The 19,593-nt window shown below is 70.6% G+C and carries 16 protein-coding genes; 11 read left to right on the forward strand and 5 right to left on the reverse strand.

Annotation, left to right across the window (positions count from 1 at the left end):
* Window positions 1-67: 67 nt before the first annotated feature.
* Window positions 68-1,849 carry a peptidoglycan-binding protein gene (locus FHR56_RS02870; protein ID WP_160946115.1) on the forward strand — a complete coding sequence of 594 codons (1,782 nt, stop codon included), beginning with the start codon at window positions 68-70 and terminating at the stop codon, window positions 1,847-1,849.
* A gap of 514 nt (window positions 1,850-2,363) precedes the next feature.
* On the forward strand, window positions 2,364-2,846 hold the full coding sequence (locus FHR56_RS02875) for an Mpo1-like protein (RefSeq protein WP_160946114.1): 483 nt from the start codon (window positions 2,364-2,366) through the stop codon (window positions 2,844-2,846).
* 123 nt (window positions 2,847-2,969) lie between these two features.
* Here FHR56_RS02875 and FHR56_RS02880 read toward each other — a convergent pair whose 3' ends face one another.
* The gene (locus FHR56_RS02880; RefSeq protein WP_160946113.1) at window positions 2,970-3,905 is read right to left on the reverse strand and encodes an NAD-dependent epimerase/dehydratase family protein; all 936 of its coding nucleotides are present in this window, start codon (window positions 3,903-3,905) and stop codon (window positions 2,970-2,972) included.
* A 422-nt stretch (window positions 3,906-4,327) separates the two neighbouring features.
* On the opposite strand from FHR56_RS02880, the gene FHR56_RS02885 reads away from it, so the two are divergent.
* Genes FHR56_RS02885 through FHR56_RS02910 form a run of 6 tightly spaced genes read left to right on the forward strand, consistent with a single transcriptional unit; the run spans window position 4,328 to window position 10,237 of the window.
* Complete coding sequence (locus tag FHR56_RS02885) at window positions 4,328-7,159, forward strand: monovalent cation/H+ antiporter subunit A (protein ID WP_160946112.1); 2,832 nt, start codon at window positions 4,328-4,330, stop codon at window positions 7,157-7,159.
* Window positions 7,159-7,524: a Na+/H+ antiporter subunit C gene (locus FHR56_RS02890; protein WP_017908199.1), complete on the forward strand. Its 366-nt coding sequence runs from the start codon at window positions 7,159-7,161 to the stop codon at window positions 7,522-7,524. The genes FHR56_RS02885 and FHR56_RS02890 overlap by 1 nt, the downstream gene beginning before the upstream one ends.
* Window positions 7,521-9,083 (forward strand): monovalent cation/H+ antiporter subunit D, encoded by a 1,563-nt coding sequence (locus tag FHR56_RS02895; RefSeq protein WP_160946111.1) that lies wholly within the window; start codon window positions 7,521-7,523, stop codon window positions 9,081-9,083. The genes FHR56_RS02890 and FHR56_RS02895 overlap by 4 nt, the downstream gene beginning before the upstream one ends.
* 1 nt (window position 9,084) lies before the next feature.
* Window positions 9,085-9,588, forward strand: a complete 504-nt coding sequence (locus tag FHR56_RS02900) for a Na+/H+ antiporter subunit E (protein WP_160946110.1) — start codon at window positions 9,085-9,087, stop codon at window positions 9,586-9,588.
* Window positions 9,585-9,869, forward strand: a complete 285-nt coding sequence (locus FHR56_RS02905) for a K+/H+ antiporter subunit F (RefSeq protein ID WP_019797516.1) — start codon at window positions 9,585-9,587, stop codon at window positions 9,867-9,869. Before FHR56_RS02900 ends, FHR56_RS02905 begins: the two co-directional genes overlap by 4 nt.
* The gene (locus FHR56_RS02910; RefSeq protein WP_019797517.1) at window positions 9,866-10,237 is read left to right on the forward strand and encodes a Na+/H+ antiporter subunit G; all 372 of its coding nucleotides are present in this window, start codon (window positions 9,866-9,868) and stop codon (window positions 10,235-10,237) included. Before FHR56_RS02905 ends, FHR56_RS02910 begins: the two co-directional genes overlap by 4 nt.
* A gap of 182 nt (window positions 10,238-10,419) precedes the next feature.
* Here FHR56_RS02910 and FHR56_RS02915 read toward each other — a convergent pair whose 3' ends face one another.
* On the reverse strand, window positions 10,420-11,370 hold the full coding sequence (locus tag FHR56_RS02915) for a calcium/sodium antiporter (protein ID WP_160946109.1): 951 nt from the start codon (window positions 11,368-11,370) through the stop codon (window positions 10,420-10,422).
* 211 nt (window positions 11,371-11,581) lie between these two features.
* On the opposite strand from FHR56_RS02915, the gene FHR56_RS02920 reads away from it, so the two are divergent.
* The 3 genes from FHR56_RS02920 to fhuE all read left to right on the forward strand — a co-directional run bounded on the left by FHR56_RS02920 (window position 11,582) and on the right by fhuE (window position 15,844).
* Complete coding sequence (locus FHR56_RS02920) at window positions 11,582-12,679, forward strand: catalase family peroxidase (RefSeq protein ID WP_160946108.1); 1,098 nt, start codon at window positions 11,582-11,584, stop codon at window positions 12,677-12,679.
* Window positions 12,676-13,242 carry a cytochrome b gene (locus FHR56_RS02925; protein WP_160946107.1) on the forward strand — a complete coding sequence of 189 codons (567 nt, stop codon included), beginning with the start codon at window positions 12,676-12,678 and terminating at the stop codon, window positions 13,240-13,242. The genes FHR56_RS02920 and FHR56_RS02925 overlap by 4 nt, the downstream gene beginning before the upstream one ends.
* Before the next feature lie 394 nt (window positions 13,243-13,636).
* Window positions 13,637-15,844 (forward strand): ferric-rhodotorulic acid/ferric-coprogen receptor FhuE, encoded by a 2,208-nt coding sequence (gene fhuE, locus FHR56_RS02930; protein WP_160946106.1) that lies wholly within the window; start codon window positions 13,637-13,639, stop codon window positions 15,842-15,844.
* Between the two features lie 57 nt (window positions 15,845-15,901).
* Here the strand turns inward: fhuE and FHR56_RS02935 are convergent, their stop codons facing one another.
* From FHR56_RS02935 to FHR56_RS02945, 3 genes are all read right to left on the reverse strand, one after another.
* Window positions 15,902-17,590, reverse strand: a complete 1,689-nt coding sequence (locus FHR56_RS02935) for a diguanylate cyclase (protein WP_160946105.1) — start codon at window positions 17,588-17,590, stop codon at window positions 15,902-15,904.
* A gap of 103 nt (window positions 17,591-17,693) precedes the next feature.
* Window positions 17,694-18,296, reverse strand: coding sequence for a response regulator transcription factor (locus FHR56_RS02940; RefSeq protein WP_160946104.1), 603 nt, complete (start codon window positions 18,294-18,296; stop codon window positions 17,694-17,696).
* A 52-nt stretch (window positions 18,297-18,348) separates the two neighbouring features.
* On the reverse strand, window positions 18,349-19,572 hold the full coding sequence (locus FHR56_RS02945; RefSeq protein ID WP_202406870.1) for a sensor histidine kinase: 1,224 nt from the start codon (window positions 19,570-19,572) through the stop codon (window positions 18,349-18,351).
* Window positions 19,573-19,593 lie beyond the last annotated feature (21 nt).

Here is a 19,593-nt window from a genome sequence, read left to right on the forward strand (position 1 = left end):
GAGGTAATGGTTTCCGCGGACATGGAGGGTCCGTCCATCACGTTGCTGAGAAATGAGGAGCTACACCATGGCAACAGACAGAGAGAACCAGATGCTCCGCGCCGCCTACGCGGCCGGCATCACACAGCCCAGGGAACTGGCGAATTTCATGGCGCAGGTGGGCCATGAGTCCGGCGGACTTTCCAGGCTTGAGGAAAGCTTCAATTACACCAAGGGGATCGGACAGATCACTGCCAATGTGCGTTCCGCTTTGCGCGAAGGTCCGGAAGCTCTGGAAAGCGCGCGTGTCGAGGCACTCAGGGGACGGCCCGAACGGCTCGGCGAACTCATGTACGGCAACCGCCGGGATCTTGGCAACGATCAGCCGGGAGACGGCTATCTCTATCACGGCCGTGGCTACATGCAATTGACCGGCAAGGCGCAGTACCGCGCGGCTGGCGAGGCATTAGGCCTGGACCTGGTCAATCGACCAGAGTTGGCATCTCAGCCTGAGAACGCCTCGCGCATCGCCACTTGGTATTGGCAGCAGAAGGTACCCGAGGAGCAGCGCAACAGCGCCCGAGAGGCGGGTGCCGCCATCAACGGGGCCAACCCGCCGAACGGCTTGGCGGATCGCGAGCGGCGCTTCGAGCACTGGCAGCGCACGCTGACACCCGAGTTGATGCAGAACCTGGCGGCAGGGCGCCTTGGCGAACCCGTCGCTGCACCGACACAAGGCCATCGGCCTGCCACGGCAAACGTTGCTGCGCCCCACAGCACCTTCCAGCAGACGATGGAGCGCATGCTGCCGAGTCAGGGCAAGGTCGATCCGCACATCACCGGGCACTACGGCGAACACCGCGCGCGTGGCCCGCACGGCGGTACCGACTTCAACTACGAAGGCGGTCAGACGGGAATCAACCGGCAGCATCCGACGGTGCACGCGCCGATCTCCGGCACCGTGACCTTCTCCGGCGGCCAGTACGGCACGGTGAAGATCCGCGATGCGCAGGGCAACTCGCACGAAATCCTGCACCTGGATTCGCGCTCGGTGAAGGAAGGCGACGTGGTGCGCGCCGGCGATGCGATCGGCACCATGGGCGGACGCGGCCCGAACGGAGCGAACCAGTACGCGCAGCATGTGCACTACCAGATGCACGATGCGAACGGGAAGGCCGTCAGTCCGGAGACGTGGTGGAACCGCGGCCAGCAGGTCGAGGCCCATGGCCGCGATCAGGCGCAGCAGGGCAACGGCACGCTGCGCCAGGGCGACCGCGGCCCGGAGGTGCGTGAGTTGCAGCAGCAGCTCAACCGCCTCGGCATCCGCGACGCGCAAGGCCGTCCGCTAGCCGAGGATGGCCGCTTTGGCGACAACACTCACGAGGCGGTGACCGCCCTGCAGAAACAGCGCGGCCTCACCCAGGACGGCATTGTCGGCCGCGACACCCGTGCCGGGCTGGCGGCTGTCGAGCAGGCGCAAGCCAAGCCGGCGAAAGGCCCGCAGCTCGGCGAGCGCGGCCACCCGGATACCCCGCTGTACGACAAGATGCGCACGGAAGCCGATCGGGGTGCAGAGAAGGCCAATCCGCCGCATGCCAGGCTGTCGAACGAGGCGGTGGCCAATCTCACCCTGCAGGCCAAGCAGGCCGGGATCGATAGCCCCGACAAGCTGAAGGAGGTCAGTGTGGCGAACGACAAGGCCTTCGTCGCCGGGAACACGCCGGGCTTCCGTGCGGTGGTGGACCTGCAGCAGCCGGCACCGCCGCTGGAGCAGACCAGCGCGCAGTTGGCTCGCCAGTCCGCGCAGCAGCAGGAGTCGGTGCAGCGCGAGCAGCAGCAGGAAGCGAACAGGAGCATGGCGCGCGCCTGAGCCGCCAAGCAGTGATGGGGCGATCGTGCCGACAGCGCGGTCGCCCCTGATCGGCGACGCCACCGCTTGCCTGTGGTAACCGGCCAGGCGGCGTCCGACGCGTCTCGGACTTCGTTCGTCCAAACGGAAAAGCACGTCTCATACCTGCTTCGGGCACGATCGAGCCGCCTGCAAGGTCCTCCTGTAGGAGCGGCTTCAGCCGCGACGGGCACGTTCCCGCTCAAACCTGTCGCGGCTGAAGCCGCTCCTACGGGACACGTCCCAGAGATTCTAGAGCCCCTCGAAAGGTCGCTCCGCTGGCCGGGCAGCCTGCATGCTGGCTGCGCGGGCGGGGAACGTTGCGGAGTCGGGTCCAACCGGCAACGGGAAGGACGTCCGTGCCGCAGGCAACGGCTATCCGCTCCGCCGGATCGCCGCAGACGATCCCGTCGCCGCGCTCCTCGCCTCCCGCGGCCCAGTGTCTCCGCATCGCGCCAGCGATGGCGCTATGCTGGGCCGGTTCCTGGGAGGGAAGATGGATACCACCGCCTACGCGCGCCCGATCGACCGCTATTTCGCCAGTTATTCCGACGATCACCGCAATGCCGCCAATCAGCGCATCCACGTGGTCGCGGTGCCGGCGATCCTGTGGTCGGTGGTGGCGCTGCTGTGGTGTATCCCGGTGGGCGGCACCTGGTTCCAGAGCGGGCTGTGGGCGGCGCTGGGCATGTTCGCGGCGTGGATGTACTACAACCGCCTGTCGCGCCCGCTGGGCTACGGCATGCTGGCGGCGTTCTTCTTCTGCGGCTGCCTGTGCCGGCTGCTGGAGGCGCACCTGGGGCTGCAGGGGCTGTTGTGGCTGGCGATCGGCGTGTTCGTGGTGGCTTGGATCGCGCAGTTCATCGGCCATGCGCTGGAAGGCCATCGGCCCAGCTTCCTCACCGATCTGACCTACCTGCTGATCGGCCCGGCCTGGGTGATGGCCAAGCTGTACCGGCGCATGCACTGGCGCTACTGAGCGCGGCCGAGAACGCTGCCGGGCATCGCCAAATGAGCGGGGACGCCGGGCTTCTTCCCCTCGTCCACTCGATTGCAGCCCTCATCGGCATCGAGCTGGCGACTGCCGCGGTGCGACATCGCATCAACCCTGCGTCACCGTGTCCCCGGTCTCCAGACCCAGCATCGCCGCATCCGGCGCGAAGGCGCGCGGCGCGTAGCCGAAATCCTGCCGCGCCGGTTGCAGATCGAACGCCAGGTCCTCACGCATGCGCTGCAGCGCGGCGCGGTTCATGCCCTGCAGGCGGCCGCAGGCGTGGGCCAGCGCCAGCGCCAGTGCGAACAGCGCGTGCGGCAGCGACAGCAGCCGCGCCGGTGGCCTTAGGACGGCCAGGACCCGTCGCACCATCTCGCGATAGCTGAGCGTCTCGCCGCCACCGAGGGCATAGCTGCGCCCGTGCGTGGCCGGATGCGCCAGCACCGCCAGCGCCGCGTCGGCCAGGTCCTGCACGTGCACCGGCTGGCGCAGGCCGCTGGCGCTGCGTGGCAGCACGAACCAGCCGGTGCGCCGCGCCAGCGCCGCGATCGCGCTGAGGGTGCGGTCGCGGCCGGCGCCGTAGACCAGGGTCGGCCGCAGCACGGTCGCGGCCGCACCGCGCTCGGCCGCGACCGCGAACACGATGGCTTCGGCCTCGCGCAGGCGCCGGGCAACGTCGCGCTCGGCCGCATCCAGCGAGTCACGCTTGACCTCCAGGCTGGTGGAGCCGAAGGCGACCACGCGCGCAGCCGCGACCGGCGCGCGCCGGTACCAGTCGGCGAAGGCGTCCAGCGGCCCGCAACTGAACACCACCTCGGCCGCCACCGGCGGCGCCTGCAGCGCGCTGAGTTCGCCGGCATGCCAATGCAGGCCCGGCCGCGCCGCGCGCGCCTGGCGGGAATAGGCATGCACCTCCCAGCCGGCGGCCAGCAGGCGATGCAACAGGCGCTCGCCGATCTGGCCGCTGCCGCCGAACACCAGCGCAACGCGCGGCGACGCGAGGGACGAAGAGGAAGCGGATGCGGCGGCAGGCGAATCGGTCATCGACACAGGATAGTGCGTGCGCCGCCGTTTGCGGCCGCCACCGCGCCGGGTCGTTCCGCTGCACGGCGCGCCACGTCTGGCAGAGGCCGGCAAGGCGCGATGCAGAGAGGCGCGAGGCGCCGACGATCGCCACGCTCTTCGACGATCTCGCCCGCGCCGCACGCGCCCTCGTCAGCAGCGAGCGCCGCGAGGACTTCTGCTGCACAACGCGGCCACACAGGGCGATGCTCGCGCGATACGGCAAGCGCACGCGTGCAGCGCCGACGTTCGACATCGCCCATGCCACGCGCGCTCGCAAGCGCGTCACTTGCCCGCAGCTACGCTGTCGGCATGACCGTGCCCGTCTTCCGTCCCCGCGCCGGCCACCGCCGTGATGCGCCTGTTACACTCGGGCTCCTGCTCGCGAATCTCGTATTCCCTGCATGATCCCAGCCCTCGACCTCCTGCTGGCCTTGCCGTTCCTGATGGCCGTGGCCGTGGTTGCCCTGCGCCACCGCTCGCGCGCCACCCTGGCCTGGGCCGCGGCGCTGGCGCCGTTGGCGGGACTGGCGGTGCTGGGCGCGCTGACGCCGACGGTGCTCGAAGGCGGCATCGTCCGCGCCGACCACGCCTGGCTGCCGCAGATCGGCCTGCAGTTCTCGCTGCGCCTGGACGGCCTCGCCTGGATGTTCGCCGGCCTGGTGCTGGCGATCGGCGCGCTGGTGGTGATGTACGCGCACTATTACCTGAGCGCGCGCGAGAACGCGGCGCGCTTCTATGCCTGCCTGCTGCTGTTCATGGGCGCGATGCTGGGCATGGTGATCGCCGGCAACCTGCTGCTGCTGATGGTGTTCTGGGAACTGACCAGCATCAGTTCGTTCCTGCTGATCGGCTTCTGGTCGCACCGCCAGGACGCGCGCGACGGCGCACGCATGGCGCTGGTGATCACCGGCGGCGGCGGCCTGGCATTGCTGGGCGGCGTGCTGCTGCTCGGGCGCATCGTCGGTAGCTACCAGCTCGACGCGGTGCTCGCCGCCGGCGAGGTGATCCGCGCCAGTGCGCTGTATCCGTGGGCGCTGGGGCTGATCCTGCTCGGCATCTTCACCAAGAGCGCGCAGTTCCCGTTCCACTTCTGGCTGCCGCACGCGATGGCCGCGCCCACCCCGGTGTCGGCGTACCTGCACTCGGCGACGATGGTGAAGGCCGGCGTGTTCCTGCTGGCGCGGCTGCATCCGGCGCTGGCCGGCAGCGACCTGTTCTTCTACACGGTCAGCGGCATCGGCGCGATCACCCTGCTCACCGGCGCCTGGTTCGCGATCTTCCAGCACGACCTCAAGGGCCTGCTGGCGTATTCGACGATCTCGCACCTGGGCCTGATCACCATGCTGTTCGGGCTGTCCACGCCGATGGCGGTGGTGGCCGGCGTGTTCCACATCCTCAACCATGCGGTGTTCAAGGCCTCGCTGTTCATGGCCGCCGGCATCATCGACCACGAGACCCACACCCGCGACATGCGCCGGCTCGGCAACCTGCGCTGCTGGATGCCGATCACCAGCGCGCTGGCGATCACTGCCTCGCTGTCGATGGCCGGCATCCCGCTGCTCAACGGCTTCCTGTCCAAGGAGATGTTCTTCGCCGAGGCGCTGGGCGCCGACGGCCCGGCGGCGATGCGCGTGTTCACGGCGACTTCGGCACTGCTGGCCGGCGTGTTCGGCGTGGCCTACAGCCTGCGCTTCGTCTACGAGACCTTCTTCGGCCGCGGTCCGCGCGACCTGGACGCGATGCCGCACGAGCCGCCGCGCTGGATGAAGATTCCGGTGGAGATCCTGGTGCTGGTGTGCGTGGCGGTCGGCATCGTGCCGGCGCTGACCGTGGCGCCGGTGCTGCGCGCCGCCGCCGGCGCGATCCTCGGCGATGCCCTGCCCGACTACAGCCTGGCGGTGTGGCACGGCTGGAACGCGCCGCTGGCGATGAGCATCGCCGGCGTGGTCGGCGGTGTCGTGCTGTATTTCGGCCTGCGCCGGCTGACCGCGCTGTATACCGAGGTCAGTCGTTCGCTGGGCAAGCGCGTGTTCCACTGGCACGTGCAGACCCTGTTCGGCCTGGCCGCGCGCTTCACCCGCGTACTCGCCAACGGCAGCCTGCAGCGCAGCCTGCGCTGGCTGGTGCTGGCCGCGGTGGTGGTGGCCGCCGCACCGCTGCTGCGCGCGGCGCCGCTGTGGCAGCAGTGGCCGGCGCCGCAGGGCATGCCGCTGCTGGGCTGGGGCCTGTGGCTGCTGATCCTCAGTTGCGCGCTGTCCACGCTGTTCCTGTACCGGCAGCGGCTGCTGGCGGTGCTGGTGCTGGGTGGCAGCGGGCTGGGCGTGAGCCTGGTGTTCGTGTTCCTGTCGGCGCCGGACCTGGCACTGACCCAGTTGCTGGTGGAGATGGTCACCCTGGTGCTGATGCTGCTGGGCATGAACTACCTGCCCAAGGCCTCGCCACCGCAGCCGCGGCGTTGGCGGCGTTGGCGCGATGCGATCCTGGCGATCGCCGCCGGTGGCGGCATGGCGCTGCTGGCGTATGCGGTGATGACCCTGCCGGCGACGACCATGGCCGGCGAATTGCTGCAGCGCGCGCTGCCGGAGGCCTATGGCCGCAACGTGGTCAACGTGATCCTGGTGGACTTCCGCGGCTTCGATACCTTCGGCGAGATCACCGTGTTCGGCATCGCCGCGCTCGTGGTGCACGCGCTGCTGCGGCGCGCGCGGATGGCGCCGGAGAAGGTCATGCCCGGGCCGCCGATCAAGCTGCCGGTGCCGGCCGACCTGGCGCAGCTGATGTTCCCGCTGACCATGACCGTGTCGATCTTCCTGTTCCTGCGCGGCCACAACGCGCCCGGCGGCGGCTTCATCGCCGGGCTGGTGCTGGCGGTGCCGCTGCTGATGCAATACGTGATCCAGGGCGCGGCCTCGGTGGAGTCGCGCTTCGGCTTCGACTACATCCGCTGCATCGGCCTGGGCCTGCTGCTGGCCACGCTCGGCGGCATGGCCTCGATGCTGTTCGGCGTGCCGTTCCTGACCAGCGGCCATCTGGACCTGGAGGTGCCGCTGGTCGGCAGCGTGCCGCTGGCCAGCGCGCTGATCTTCGATACCGGCGTGTACTTGGTGGTGTTCGGCGGCACCATGCTGACCCTGTCGATGATGGGCACGATCAAGCCCTCGCGCACCCGCGATTCGCAGCGCGGGCAGATCGATCCGGCGCGGCGGTCAGCCATCACCGGGGAGATGCCCTGATGGAACTGGCACTGGCGAGCGCGATCGGGGTGCTGACCGCGGTGGGCGTGTACCTGCTGCTGCGCGCGCGCAGCTTCGACGTGATCCTGGGCATGACCGTGCTGTCCTACGCCACCAACCTGCTGATCTTCGCCGGCGGCCGACTGGTGCAGGGCAAGGCGCCGGTACTGCGCGACGGCATCGCCCCGACCCTGGCCGAACACGCCGATCCGCTGCCGCAGGCGCTGGTGCTGACCGCGATCGTGATCGCCTTCGCGATGACCGCGGTCAGCATCGTGTTGGCGATGCGCAGCCGCGGCGACAACCACAGCGACCACGTCGATGCGCGCCCGGACCCCGATCCCGCCGACGGGGAGGCGCCATGACCCATCTGCTGATCCTGCCGATCCTGATCCCCTTGCTCGGCGCGGCGCTGTCGCTGTTCGTGGAGCACCGCCGCTACGGCCGCAAGGTGCGCCGCGTGGTCGCCTGGACCGCGATGGCGGCGCTGGCTGCGGCGGTGCTGGCGCTGTGCGTGCAGGTGCGCGACGGCCAGGTCCACGCCTACCTGCTGGGCGACTGGCCCTCGCGGCTGGGCATCGTGCTGATGGCCGACCGCCTGTCGGCGTGGATGCTGGCCACCACCACCCTGCTCGCCGGCGCCTGCCTGCTGCACGCCTGCGCCGGCTGGGACCGGCGCGCACCGCATTTCCATGCGCTGTTCCAGTTCCAGCTGGTCGGCCTCAACGGCGCGTTCCTGACCGGCGACGTGTTCAACCTGTTCGTGTTCTTCGAGGTGATGCTGATCGCTTCCTACGGCCTGCTGCTCAGCGGCGGGCGCGGCCTGCGCCTGCGCGTGGGCTTCCACTACGTGGTCTTCAACGTCACCTCCTCCACCGTGTTCCTGATCGCGCTGGGTCTGCTGTACGCGCTGCTCGGCTCGCTGAACATGGCCGAGCTGTCGCAGCGCGTGGCGCAGGCGCCGCCGCAGAACGTGGCGCTGATCAAGGCCGCGTTCGGCCTGTTGCTGCTGGTGTTCTGCGCCAAGGCCGCGCTGCTGCCGCTGTACCTGTGGCTGCCGGAGACCTATGCGCGCGCGCCGGCGCCAGTGGCGGCGCTGTTCGTGATCATGACCAAGGTCGGCCTGTATGCGGTGCTGCGGGTGAGCACGCTGATCCTGAGCAGCCAGGCGCAGGCGCTGGACGGCTACGGCCGCGACTGGCTGCTGTGGCTGGGCCTGGCGACGTTGCTGCTGGCCGCGCTAGGCGTGTTGGCGGCGGTACGCCTGCGGGTGCTGATCGGCTACCTGGTGATCGTGTCGGCGGCGACGCTGTTCGTGGCCTTCGCCCTGGACGCGCCGGGCACGCTCGGCGCCGGGCTGTACTACCTGGCGCACAGCAGCTTCGTCGCCGCGGCGCTGTTCATGATCGCCGACCTGATCCGGCGCCGCCGCGGCGGCGCCAGCGACCGCAAGGAGATCATCGCGCCGCTGCCGGGCAAGACCGTGCCCGGCGTGCTGTTCCTGATCGCGGCGATCTCGGTGGCCGGGCTGCCGCCGCTGTCAGGCTTCCTGGCCAAGGTGGCGATCCTCAGCGCGACCCCGGGCGGGCTGACCGCGCCGGTGTGGGCCGCGGTGCTGCTCAGCAGCCTGATGGTGATCATGGGCCTGACCCGCGGCGGCGTGCGCCTGTTCTGGCGCGTGCCCGGCGATCAGGACACCGCCGAGGACGGCACCGTGGAAGTGCCGCGCCCGGCGCCGCGCAAGGCGCCGGCGCGGCCGCTGGAAACCGCCGCCACCGTGCTGCTGCTCGGCTACGGCGTGGCGATGACCGTGGCCGCCGGGCCGCTGCTGCGCTACAGCGAAGCCGCCGCCGCGCAACTGCTGCGCCCGGCCGACTACACCACCCAGCTGCGCGCCACCGCGCCGATCCTGCGGGAGCCCTGACATGTCCGCCCGTCCTTGGTCGCGCCGCCTGTTCCCGTCCTGGCCGCTGAGCCTGACCGTCATCGCGTTCTGGCTGCTGATGAGCGACAGCTTCAGTCTCGGCCAACTGCTGCTGGGCGCCGGGCTGGGCGTGGCGGTACCGTTGTTCGCCGCGCGCCTGGACCGCGAGTTCGCCCGCATCGGCTCGCTGCGCTCGGTGCCGAAAATGCTGTGCGTGGCGGCGTGGGACATCGTGCGCTCCAACGTGGTGGTGGCGCTGCAGGTGCTCGGCCCGGAGAAGCGCATCCACCCCGGCTTCATCTGGGTGCCGCTGGACATCGCCAACATCCACGGCATCGCCGCGCTGACCAGCATGATCACCCTGACCCCGGGCACGGTGTCGGCGGCGCTGTCGGACGACCGCAAATACCTGCTGGTGCACGTGCTGCACCTGGACGATGCCGAGACCGTGATCCGGCAGATCAAGACGCGCTACGAGGCACCATTGATGGAGATCTTCCCATGAACAGCCACATGTTCATCGAGACCACGATCGTGGTGTGCATGCACGTGGTGGCGCTGGCGATGCTGCTGGCGCTGTGGCGGCTGCTGCGCGGGCCGACCGTGCCCGACCGCATCCTGGCGCTGGACACGTTGTCAGTGACCGCCATCGCCGAACTGATGCTGTTCGGCATGTACCTGGATTCGCCGGTGTACTTCGAGGCCGCGCTGATCATCGCCATGCTCGGCTTCGGCAGCACCGTGGTGCTGAGCAAGTACGTGCTGCGCCGGGACATCGTCGAATGATCGGCGTGCTACAGGTGGGGCTGTCGCTGCTGCTGATCGTCGGCTGCTTCTTCATCCTGGTCGGCGCGCTGGGGCTGGTGAAGCTGTCGGACTTCTTCAAGCGCCTGCACGCGCCGACCAAGGCCAGCACGTTGGGCGTGGGCTGCGTGCTGCTGGCCTCGGTCGGCTACCACCTGTTCCTGGGCCAGGACCCGCAGCCGCGCGAGCTGCTGATCACCGCGTTCCTGTTCATCACCGCGCCGATCAGCGCGCACATGATGGCCAAGGCGGCACTGTCGCTGATGCTGGAACAGCGCCCGCAGGTGCCGGGCAGCGACCATGCCGAGCAGGAAGGCCTGCCGCCGCCGGAGCAGCCAGACGGGCCGTAGCACATCGGGTACCTCGTAGGAGCGGCTTCAGCCGCGACCGGGCGTTCCCGCGACAGCTCCGTCGCGGCTGATCCCACACAAGGGGACAAGAGCCGCTCCTGCGGCAGACGCCAGCCACTTTTTTCGAATCCCCGCTTTCAGCAGCCGCAGGCTGGTCACCACGCATCCCCACTCCCAGCTACTCACACTACCAACGCCAGCTCCAGCCCCACCCACGCCAGGAACGCCACCAGCAGCACCGCGCCTTCGCCGCGGCTCAGCCGCATGTCGCCGCGCAGCATCGGGTACAGCACCACCGCCAGCGCGATCGCCGCCGGCAATTCTAGCCGCACGAACGAGGCCGGCAACGGCACTGGCCGCAGCGCCGCCATGCCGCCGATCACCACCAGCAGATTGAACAGGCTCGAGCCCAGCACGTGGCCGACCACCATGTCGCCCTGGCCACGGCGCGCGGCGGCCACCGCGGCGGCCGCTTCCGGCAGCGCGGTGCCGATCGCCACCGGCAGCAGGCCGACCAGCAACGGCGACAGGCCCCAGGCCGCGCCCAGCCGCGGCGCGTGCTCTACCACCAGATTGGCGCCGGCGTTCAACAGCACCAGGGCGATCAGCAGGCGCAGCAGGTTCAGCACCAGCCCGGTGCGGGTCACCGCGTAGCCGGACACGCCGAGCTGGCGCGCGGCCGGCTCGTGGCGCGCGCGCAGCAGCAGGAAGGCGACCACGCCGACGAAGGCCAGCAGCAGCGCCACACCTTCGGCGCGCGAGATCGCGCCATCCAGGCCGAAGCCGATCAGCGCCAGCGTCGCCAGGGTCAGCAGCACCAGCAGCGGCGGCAGCAGGCGCGTGCGCAGCAGCAGCGGCGCCGCCAGCGCGGCCAGGCCCAGGGTCAGGCCGAGATTGGCCAGGTTGCTGCCGACCGCGTTGCCCAGCGCCAGGTCCTGCGCGCCGGCAGCGTAGGCGCTCGCATTGACCGCCAGTTCCGGCAACGAGGTGCCGAAGGCCACCAGCAGCAACCCGGCCACGAACGGCGAGGCGCCGCAGCGCTGCGCCAGGCCGGAGGCGGCCTTCACGATCGAATCCCCGCCCAGCGCGAGGAACGCCAGCCCCACCAGCACCCACCCGATCGCACCGGCCATCGCCGACTCCCTGCCCGCAAGATGCGGCGATTCTATGCGCAGGGTCGATGATGCCGCCGTGGTCGTGCCGCCGCCGCTCATGGCACGCTGCGGCCGCCGGCCGCGCGCGGCCCGCCACGACTGCACCGCGTTCATGCCCGACCGTGTCTGCTAGCGCCTGTCGCGCGCCCGACCGCGTCCCTCCCTTCGCCTTCGCCACAGGAGCCGCCCCATGTCCCGTCCCGATCCCACGCCGCCGCGCCGGCGGCCCTGGCCGGCGCTGGCCGCCATCGCCGCGATCGCCGCCGTGCTCGCCGCCGCCTTCGCCTGGAGCGCCGGCTGGCTGGGCGGCCCGCAGCGGCTGACCGCGCAGCGCATGACCGACGCCATCGAAGCCGGCGGCCCGCCGCATCCGGGCTTCCGCCGCGCGCATAGCAAGGGCGTGTGCGTCAGCGGCTATTTCGAGGGCAACGGCCAGGGCAGCGCGCTGTCCTCGGCGCGGGTGTTCGCACAGGCCTCGGTGCCGGTGCTGGGCCGCCTGTCGATCGGCGGTGGCGACCCGCATGGCGCCGACGGCGCCGCCCGCGTGCGCAGCATGGCGCTGCAGTTGCGCAGCGACGACGGCCAGGAGTGGCGCACGGCGATGAACAGCTTCCCGTTCTTCGTGGTCGCCAGCCCCGAGGGCTTCATGGCGCAGACCCTGGCCGCGCGCCCGGACCCGGCCACCGGCAAGCCGGACCCGGCGAAGATGGCGGCGTTCCTGCAGCGCTACCCGGAAGCAAAGAAGTTCCAGGAATGGGCCAAGACCGCGCCATGGTCGAATAGCTGGGCCAACACCCAGTACAACGGCGTCAACGCGTTCCGCTTCACCGCCGCCGACGGCAGCACGCACGCGGTGCGCTGGTCGATGCGCCCGCAGACCCCGTTCGCACCGCTGTCGGCCGAGCAACGCGCCAAGGCCGATGCCGACTTCCTCAGCGAAGACCTGCAGGCGCGGCTGGCGCGCGGCCCGCTGCGCTGGGACCTGGTGCTGACCGTGGCCGCACCCGGCGATCCGGTCGACGACCCCTCGCAGCCCTGGCCGCAGGACCGCCCACAGGTGGTCGCCGGCACCCTGGTGCTGGACCATGCCGAGCCGCAGGCCACCGGGCCATGCCGCGACCTCAACTACGATCCACTGATCCTGCCGCGCGGCATCGCCGGCTCCGGCGACCCGATCCTGGCCGCGCGCTCGGCGGTGTATTCGCAGTCCTTCAACCGCCGCGAGCGCGAGATCGCCCGCGGCCAGGCGCCCGACGCCACCGGCCGTCCGCACGGAGGTGCGCAATGAACCGCCACGACCGCTCCGCGCACTTCAACCTGCTCGCGCGCGTGCTGCACTGGCTGATGGCGGCGATGATCCTGACCATGCTGTTCGTCGGCGTGGGCATGGTCGCCTCGGTGTCGCAGCGGCCCTGGCTGCTGGACCTGCATCGCCCGCTGGGTATCGCCATCCTGCTGCTGGTGCTGGTGCGCCTGGGCAATCGCCTGCGGCACCGCCCGCCGCCGCTGCCGGCCGACCTGCCGCGCTGGCAGAAAGCGGCCGCGCATGCCTCGCATTGGTTGCTGTACGCACTGATGCTGGCGATGCCGCTGCTCGGCTGGTCGATGCTCTCGGCCGGCGGCTACCCGATCGTGCTGTGGCCGGGCGTGCAGTTGCCGCCGATCGCCCCGCACAGCCCGGCGCTGTACGCCTGGCTGCGCAGCGCGCACGGCTGGCTGGCCTATCTGCTGTTCGCCACGGTGCTGGCGCACCTGTGCGCAGCGCTGTTCCATGCCTGGGTGCGCCGCGACGGCGTGTTCTCGAGCATGGCGCGCGGCCCGGCGGCGGACGCGCGGCGCGAGCAGGGGTAGTCCACGCACGACGCGCCCGCGCAGCATGCGCGGGCGCCATGCGCCGCCTGCACTGGCCACGCCACGCGTACGCTGGCCCGCCACGCTCACAGCGGCGGCTCGGGTTCGCCCTTCATCCGACCCACGCGCAGCGTTTATGTCGGCGCCGACATGGTCCCAGCCTCTGACCGCCGGTACACTTGTCGGCGGACGGGCGCGCTCGTCCGCCCCTGTTCTTCCCGCGCACCGGGTGCCCCCTGGGGACCCGGCGCCGCGGCCGCGCCAGCCAGCGCCGTTGTCCCGCAGCCCGCCACCTCGGCGTGCGGGCCCACACGCCAAGCCAGCTCACCCTCGATCGTCGCCCGGCGCCGCATCCGCGCCAGCGACGGCCCTGCCTGCTGCCTTGGAGTCCGCGATGTCCCGTGTTGCCCCCACCTGTCGTTTTCCGCGCCGTTCGGCCCTGGCCGTGGCCTGCCTGCTGGCCGCCGTGCCGGCGTTCGCCGCGACCCCGGCCGCGTCCGCCGCCGACGGTGCGGACGACGCCGAGCGCGATGTCACCACCCTGGACAAGATCAGCGTCAAGGGCGAGCGCGCCGAGGGCTACAGCGTGCGCAAGACCAGTGCCGGCACCCGCTTCACGCTGGCGCCGCGGGAGATCCCGCAGTCGGTGAGCATCATCAGCCACCAGCGCATCGAGGATCAGGGCCTGGACGACATCATCGACGTGCTGGAGAACACCACCGGCGTGTCCAGCACGCGCTCGGACAGCGAGCGCTTCGAGTTCTACGCGCGCGGTTTCTATATCGACAACTACCAGTTCGATGGCATCCCGACCACGATGGTGCAGAACTGGAGCTACGGCGATTCGGCGCTGGACCTGGCCCTGTACGACCGCGTGGAGGTGGTGCGCGGCGCCACCGGCCTGCTCACCGGCGCCGGCAACCCCTCGGCCTCGGTCAACCTGATCCGCAAGCACGCCGACAGCGCCGAACTCACCGGCAGCGTCACCGTCAGCGCCGGCAGCTGGGGCCGCACCCGCTCCACGGTCGACGTCACCACCCCGCTCAACGCCAGCGGCACGGTGCGCGCACGAGTGATCGGCAGCTACCTGGACACCGATTCGTACGTGCAGCGCTACAGCCAGCGCAAGTCGCTGGGCTATGCGGTGATCGATGCCGACCTGACCCCGGACACGCAGCTGAGCGTGGGCTACGACTACCAGAACAAGCACTCCGACGGGGTCACCTGGGGCGGCTTCCCGCTGTGGTATGCCGACGGCAGCCGCACCGACTACCCGCGCTGGTTCAACCCGGCCGCCGACTGGACGTTCTGGGACACCACCAGCAAGCGCGCCTTCGCCACCCTGCAACACGCCTTCGGCAACGGCTGGCAGCTCAAGCTCAACGCCACCCACGACCAGACCGACGTCACCGACAAGCTGTTCTACCCGTACTACACCATCTACGGCTTCGACCGGCAGACCGGCGCCGGCGTGGTGCCGTATTCGGGCTACTACATCATCGGGCGCAAGGTCGACGGCCTGGACGCCTACGCCGAAGGCCCGTTCCAGCTGGGCGGGCGCGAGCACGAGCTGATGGCCGGGGTCAGCTACAACCGCCGCCGCTACGTGAACACCGGCGCGTCCGATTTCCCGGTCAAGTCTTACGACCCAGCCACTGGGTTTCCTTCCGAATACGCGACGCTACCTACCTATCTAGGCTGGAACGGGAACTATCAAGAACCGGCTTGGTCGCCGATCAGCGAGTTCAGCCGCGGCACCGTCACCCAGAAGGCCGGCTATGCGGCGGCGCGGCTGTCGCTGGCCGATCCGCTGAAGCTGATCGTGGGCGCGCGCTACACCGACTGGAAGGTCGACGGCAGCGAGGGCGGGGTGGGCTACGTCCTGCACCAGGAGAAGACCACGCCCTATGCCGGCCTGGTGTACACGCTCGACGACGTCTGGTCGGTCTATGCCAGCTACACCGACATCTTCCAGCCGCAGACCGCGCGCACCGCCAGCGGCGCCTACCTGGACCCGGTGATCGGCAAGAGCTACGAGGCCGGAGTCAAGGGCGCCTGGTTCGACGACCGCCTCAACGCCGCGCTGTCGGTGTTCCGCATCGAGCAGGACAACGTCGCCCAGGCCACCAGCGGATTCGTGCAGGGCACCACCGAGACCGCCTACATCGCCGCGCAGGGCACGGTCAGCCGCGGCGTGGAGTTCGAATTGAACGGCGAACTGGCGCCGGGCTGGAACGCCACCTTCGGCGCCTCGCGCTATGTCGCCAAGGATGCCGCCGGCGCCGACATCAACAGCCAGCTGCCGCAGACCACGCTCAAGCTCTACAGCAGCTACACCCCGCGCAGCCTGAGCGAACTGACCTTCGGCGGTGGCGTCAACTGGCAGAACCGCATCTACTACGTCGACGCCACCTACGGCCGCTTCGAGCAGAGCGGCTACGCGCTGGTCAGCGCCTTCGCGCGCTACCGCCTGTCGCCGGCGTTCTCGGTGCAGCTCAACCTCAACAACCTGCTGGACAAGCGCTACTACGCGCAGATCTACGGCTACGGCGCCTGGGGCGAGCCGCGCAGCGGGACGCTGAGCTTCAGCTGGTCGTTCTGAGTCGATCGCCGACCCGTGCATGCCGCGACGCGGCATGCGTGGCGATGGAGGAGGCGCTTAGGCCTCGACGACGCGCAGCGGCACGTCGCCGGCGGCGGCGACGCGATTGCGGCCGCTGCGCTTGCCGCGGTACAGCGCCGCGTCCGCGCAGCGCAGCAGTTCCTCGGTGCTGCCGCCGTGGTCCGGGTAGGCGGCCACGCCGATCGACACGGTCACCGGTGGCAGCACCTGGCCCTGGTGCTGCACCTGCAGGTCCGCCACCGCGGCGCGGATCTGCTCGGCGCGGCGCTGCGCCACGTCGGCGGCGGCGCCGGGCAGGATCACCGTGAACTCTTCGCCACCATAACGGCAGGCGATGTCCTCCGGCCGCACCAGCCCGGCCAGCAACTGGCCGAACGCGGCCAGCAAGGCATCGCCGCCGGCATGGCCGAGGCGGTCGTTGAGGGCCTTGAAGTGGTCCAGGTCCAGCATCATCAGCGCCAGCGGCTGCTCGCGGCGCTCGCAGCGGGCCAGCTCGCGCAGCAGCGATTCTTCCAGGTAACGGCGGTTGTACAGCCCGGTCAGCGGATCGCGGATCGACTGCATGCGCAGACGCTGGCGCAACTGCAGGTTGTGCAGCGCCATCGCCAGCTGTTCGGCCACCACCTCGACCAGCGGCAGGCGCTCAAGCACGGTCGGATCGCGGCTGGACAGATGGATCAGGCCCAGCGCCTCGCCCTGCACCACCATCGGCACGCAGGTGCCATGCCGCGCCGCGCCAGCGTGGGCGCAGGCCGGCGCGGCACCGGGCCGCTGGATCTGGGTGGCGCGGCTGCGCAGGCCTTCGCAGCCGCCGAGCGACAGCGTCGGCGCACACACCGCGTCCTCGCCCCAATGTGCGACGCAGACCGCCTGCTCGCCCGCCGCGTCGGTGCAGTACACGCTGCAGCCGGCATCGCCGAGCAGGCGTTCCAGCGCCTGCCGCGCGACCTCCACCGCCTCGTCCGCCTGCATGCAGCTCTGCAGTCCGCGGCTGCAGCGGTTGAGCGTGCGCAGATCCTGTTCGGTGCGCTGCATCTGCTGCACGGTGCCCACCAGCAGCGCGTTGGTCTGGTGACCACGCTGCTCGGCCTGGCTGCGGCGGCCGATCTCGCGGCGCAAAAGCAGGTACAGCACCAGGGTCAGCGCACACACCGCCGGGATGCCGACCACCGCCAGCCGGCGCAGCAGGTCGGCGTTGGCGGCGGTGGAGCGGGCACTGTCGGCCAGCGCCGCGCGCTCGCTGCGCACCATGATGTCGGTGTTGCGGCGGATCGCCTGCGACAGCGCGCGGCCGTGGCGCGCGCGCTCGGGGTCGGGCTTGACCATGCCCGCGCCCTTGCCCTGGAAGCGGGCCACGGCGCGTGCGCTGTCGCGCATGCGCGTCTCGATCTGGACTCGGACCTCCTGTAGCCGCTGCTGCTGGGCCGGGTTGTCCTGCAGCAGCGTGGCCAGTTGCTGCAGCCGCGGCGGCAGCGCGCGCTGGCACTGCTGGAAATCGACCAGGTGTTCGTGGGTTTCCAGCAGCAGGAAACCGCGCAGGGAGGCATCGCAGTCGGCGAGGTTGAGCTGCAGGCCGTCGATCTCGGCGATCACCCGGTGGCTGCGTTGCACCGCCGCGGTATCGGCCAGGAAGCGCTGGCTGCCCACCAGCACGCCGCCGCTGATGCCCAACAGCAGCAGCAAGGCCAGCGGCACGCCATAGCGGTTGATCGTGGTGGAGGGCATGGCATCGGCCAATGGGTGGGTGGGAGGCCGCGCGCGCCCTGCACTGCGCTGCGCAGTCAAGCGCAGGGAGCCATGCAAGTTGCAGGCCGAACGGCATGCCGCGTCACAGCCAGCCCTTCTGCCGCGCCAGCCGCGCCGCCTCGATGCGGTTGCCGGCGCCGAGCTTGCCGATCGCCTCGGACAGGTAGTTGCGCACCGTGCCCGACGACAGCCCCAGCTGCGTGGCGATGTCGCCGGCCGAGGCGCCCTCGCCGGCCAAGCGCAGCACCTGGCGCTCGCGGTCGTTGAGCGGGTCGGCCTCCGACCAGGCTTCCAGCGCCAGTTCCGGATCGATCGCGCGGCCGCCGCGGTGGACCTGGCGGATCGCCTCGATCAGCCGCTGCGGCGGCGCGTCCTTGAGCAGGTAGCCGCCGACTCCGGCGTCCAGCGCGCGCCGCAAGAAGCCGGGGCGGGCGAAGGTGGTGACGATGACGACGCGTACCGGCAGCTGCTGGCGCTGGATGCGCTGGGCCAGTTCCAGGCCGCTGAGGCCGGGCATCTCGATATCGGTGACCAGCAGATCCGGGGAGTGCGCCTGCAGTGCGCGCCAGGCGGCCTCGCCGTCGGCCGCGCTGGCGACCACGTCCAGATCCGCTTCCAGGCCCAGCAGTGCGCCCAGCGCACCACGCACCATCGCCTGGTCCTCCGCCAGCACTAAACGAATCACGGCACCCCCCGGTCCTTGTCGGCCCATTGTAGTGCCCGGGCCGGGCCGGCGCTCAGCCGAGCGCGGCGTCCTGGTCCGCCGGGGCGGGCCTCCGCGCCGCCGTTGCGGCCTCCGGCACGACGGCCGCCTCGACCCGCGGCAACGGCGCCGCGGCGACCAGGCAGGTGCCCAGGCCGCGCTCGGAGGCGATGCGCAGGCTGCCGCCCACCGCCTCCAGCCGTTCGCGCATGCTGCTCAGCCCGGTGCCCGGCTGCAGCGCGCCGCCGCGGCCGTCGTCGCGCAGTTCCAGCAGGGCCTGGCCGCGCTCGCACCACAGCCGCAACTGCGCGTGATTGGCACGGGCATGGCGCTGGATGTTGGTGGCGGCCTCGCGCAGCACCAGCGCGAACACCGTCTCCAGCTGCGGGCATGGCGGCAAGGCCTCGACCTGGTAGCGGAACGTCACCCCCGACGATTCCAGCAGCAGCTTGGCCGCGGCGATCTCCGCCGCCAGTTGCGCGGCGCGGATGCCGCTGACCGCGCGCCGCACCTGGCCCAGCGCCTCGCGTGCGACCTGGCCCACCTCCTCCATCTCGCGCTGCGCCGCAGCGGCATCATGGGCGAGCAGGCGCGTGGCCAGGTCCGACTTCAGCGCGACCAGCGACAGGGTGTGGCCGAGCAGGTCGTGCAGGTCGCGGCCGATGCGCTCGCGCTCGGCCACCGCCGCCAGGCGCCGCACTTCCTCGTGGCTCAGGCGCAGTTGCGCCTCACCGCGCGCACGGCGCTCGAAACTGATGTTCATCAGCCCCACCGACAGGCCGACCACCACCGCGCTGACCATGTACAGCGGCGACCAGCCGCGCAGCATCCAGGCCAGCGCGAACAAGGCCAGCACCAGCAGCATCGCCGCCACCGCCCGCACCGGCTCCAGACAGAACGCCAGAAAGGCACACGCATAGATGATGTAGCACTGCGCACCGGGGTTGTACGGCAGCAGCACGAACGCCAGCGCCGCCATGCCCGCCACGCACCAGGGCAAGTAGCGCCGGTGGAGGTAATAGGCCACGTAGTACAGGGCGAGGAACACCGCATAGCTGGCCAGCGTCGGCGGGAACCAGTTGCGGAAGTAGTGCGGCTCGTACAGCGGGGTGACGAACAGCCAGATCGACCACACCAGCGACAGCCACACGAACCAGTGGGTGCTGGACTTGGCCGAGCTCCAACCGATGCGGCGGGCAATCAGCGAGTCGGGCGAGGCGTGCAGCAAGGCGATCACGTCGGGCTCCCAGGGCGGCATGGCCGCCGCGGCGCATAGCTT

Source organism: Xanthomonas sp. F10 (genome assembly GCF_014206815.1).
GTDB classification, from domain to species: domain Bacteria; phylum Pseudomonadota; class Gammaproteobacteria; order Xanthomonadales; family Xanthomonadaceae; genus Xanthomonas_A; species Xanthomonas_A indica.

Excerpts from the sequence above, each read along its gene's own strand:
- FHR56_RS02905 (WP_019797516.1), top strand. The coding sequence starts at position 9,585 with ATGAACAGCCACATGTTCATCGAGACCACGATCGTGGTGTGCATGCAC.
- FHR56_RS02870 (WP_160946115.1), top strand. The coding sequence starts at position 68 with ATGGCAACAGACAGAGAGAACCAGATGCTCCGCGCCGCCTACGCGGCC.
- FHR56_RS02935 (WP_160946105.1), bottom strand. The coding sequence starts at position 17,590 with ATGCCCTCCACCACGATCAACCGCTATGGCGTGCCGCTGGCCTTGCTG.
- FHR56_RS02910 (WP_019797517.1), top strand. The coding sequence starts at position 9,866 with ATGATCGGCGTGCTACAGGTGGGGCTGTCGCTGCTGCTGATCGTCGGC.
- FHR56_RS02915 (WP_160946109.1), bottom strand. The coding sequence starts at position 11,370 with ATGGCCGGTGCGATCGGGTGGGTGCTGGTGGGGCTGGCGTTCCTCGCG.
- FHR56_RS02945 (WP_202406870.1), bottom strand. The coding sequence starts at position 19,572 with ATGCCGCCCTGGGAGCCCGACGTGATCGCCTTGCTGCACGCCTCGCCC.
- fhuE (WP_160946106.1), top strand. The coding sequence starts at position 13,637 with ATGTCCCGTGTTGCCCCCACCTGTCGTTTTCCGCGCCGTTCGGCCCTG.
- FHR56_RS02895 (WP_160946111.1), top strand. The coding sequence starts at position 7,521 with ATGACCCATCTGCTGATCCTGCCGATCCTGATCCCCTTGCTCGGCGCG.
- FHR56_RS02880 (WP_160946113.1), bottom strand. The coding sequence starts at position 3,905 with ATGACCGATTCGCCTGCCGCCGCATCCGCTTCCTCTTCGTCCCTCGCG.
- FHR56_RS02900 (WP_160946110.1), top strand. The coding sequence starts at position 9,085 with ATGTCCGCCCGTCCTTGGTCGCGCCGCCTGTTCCCGTCCTGGCCGCTG.
- FHR56_RS02925 (WP_160946107.1), top strand. The coding sequence starts at position 12,676 with ATGAACCGCCACGACCGCTCCGCGCACTTCAACCTGCTCGCGCGCGTG.
- FHR56_RS02875 (WP_160946114.1), top strand. The coding sequence starts at position 2,364 with ATGGATACCACCGCCTACGCGCGCCCGATCGACCGCTATTTCGCCAGT.
- FHR56_RS02890 (WP_017908199.1), top strand. The coding sequence starts at position 7,159 with ATGGAACTGGCACTGGCGAGCGCGATCGGGGTGCTGACCGCGGTGGGC.
- FHR56_RS02920 (WP_160946108.1), top strand. The coding sequence starts at position 11,582 with ATGTCCCGTCCCGATCCCACGCCGCCGCGCCGGCGGCCCTGGCCGGCG.
- FHR56_RS02885 (WP_160946112.1), top strand. The coding sequence starts at position 4,328 with ATGATCCCAGCCCTCGACCTCCTGCTGGCCTTGCCGTTCCTGATGGCC.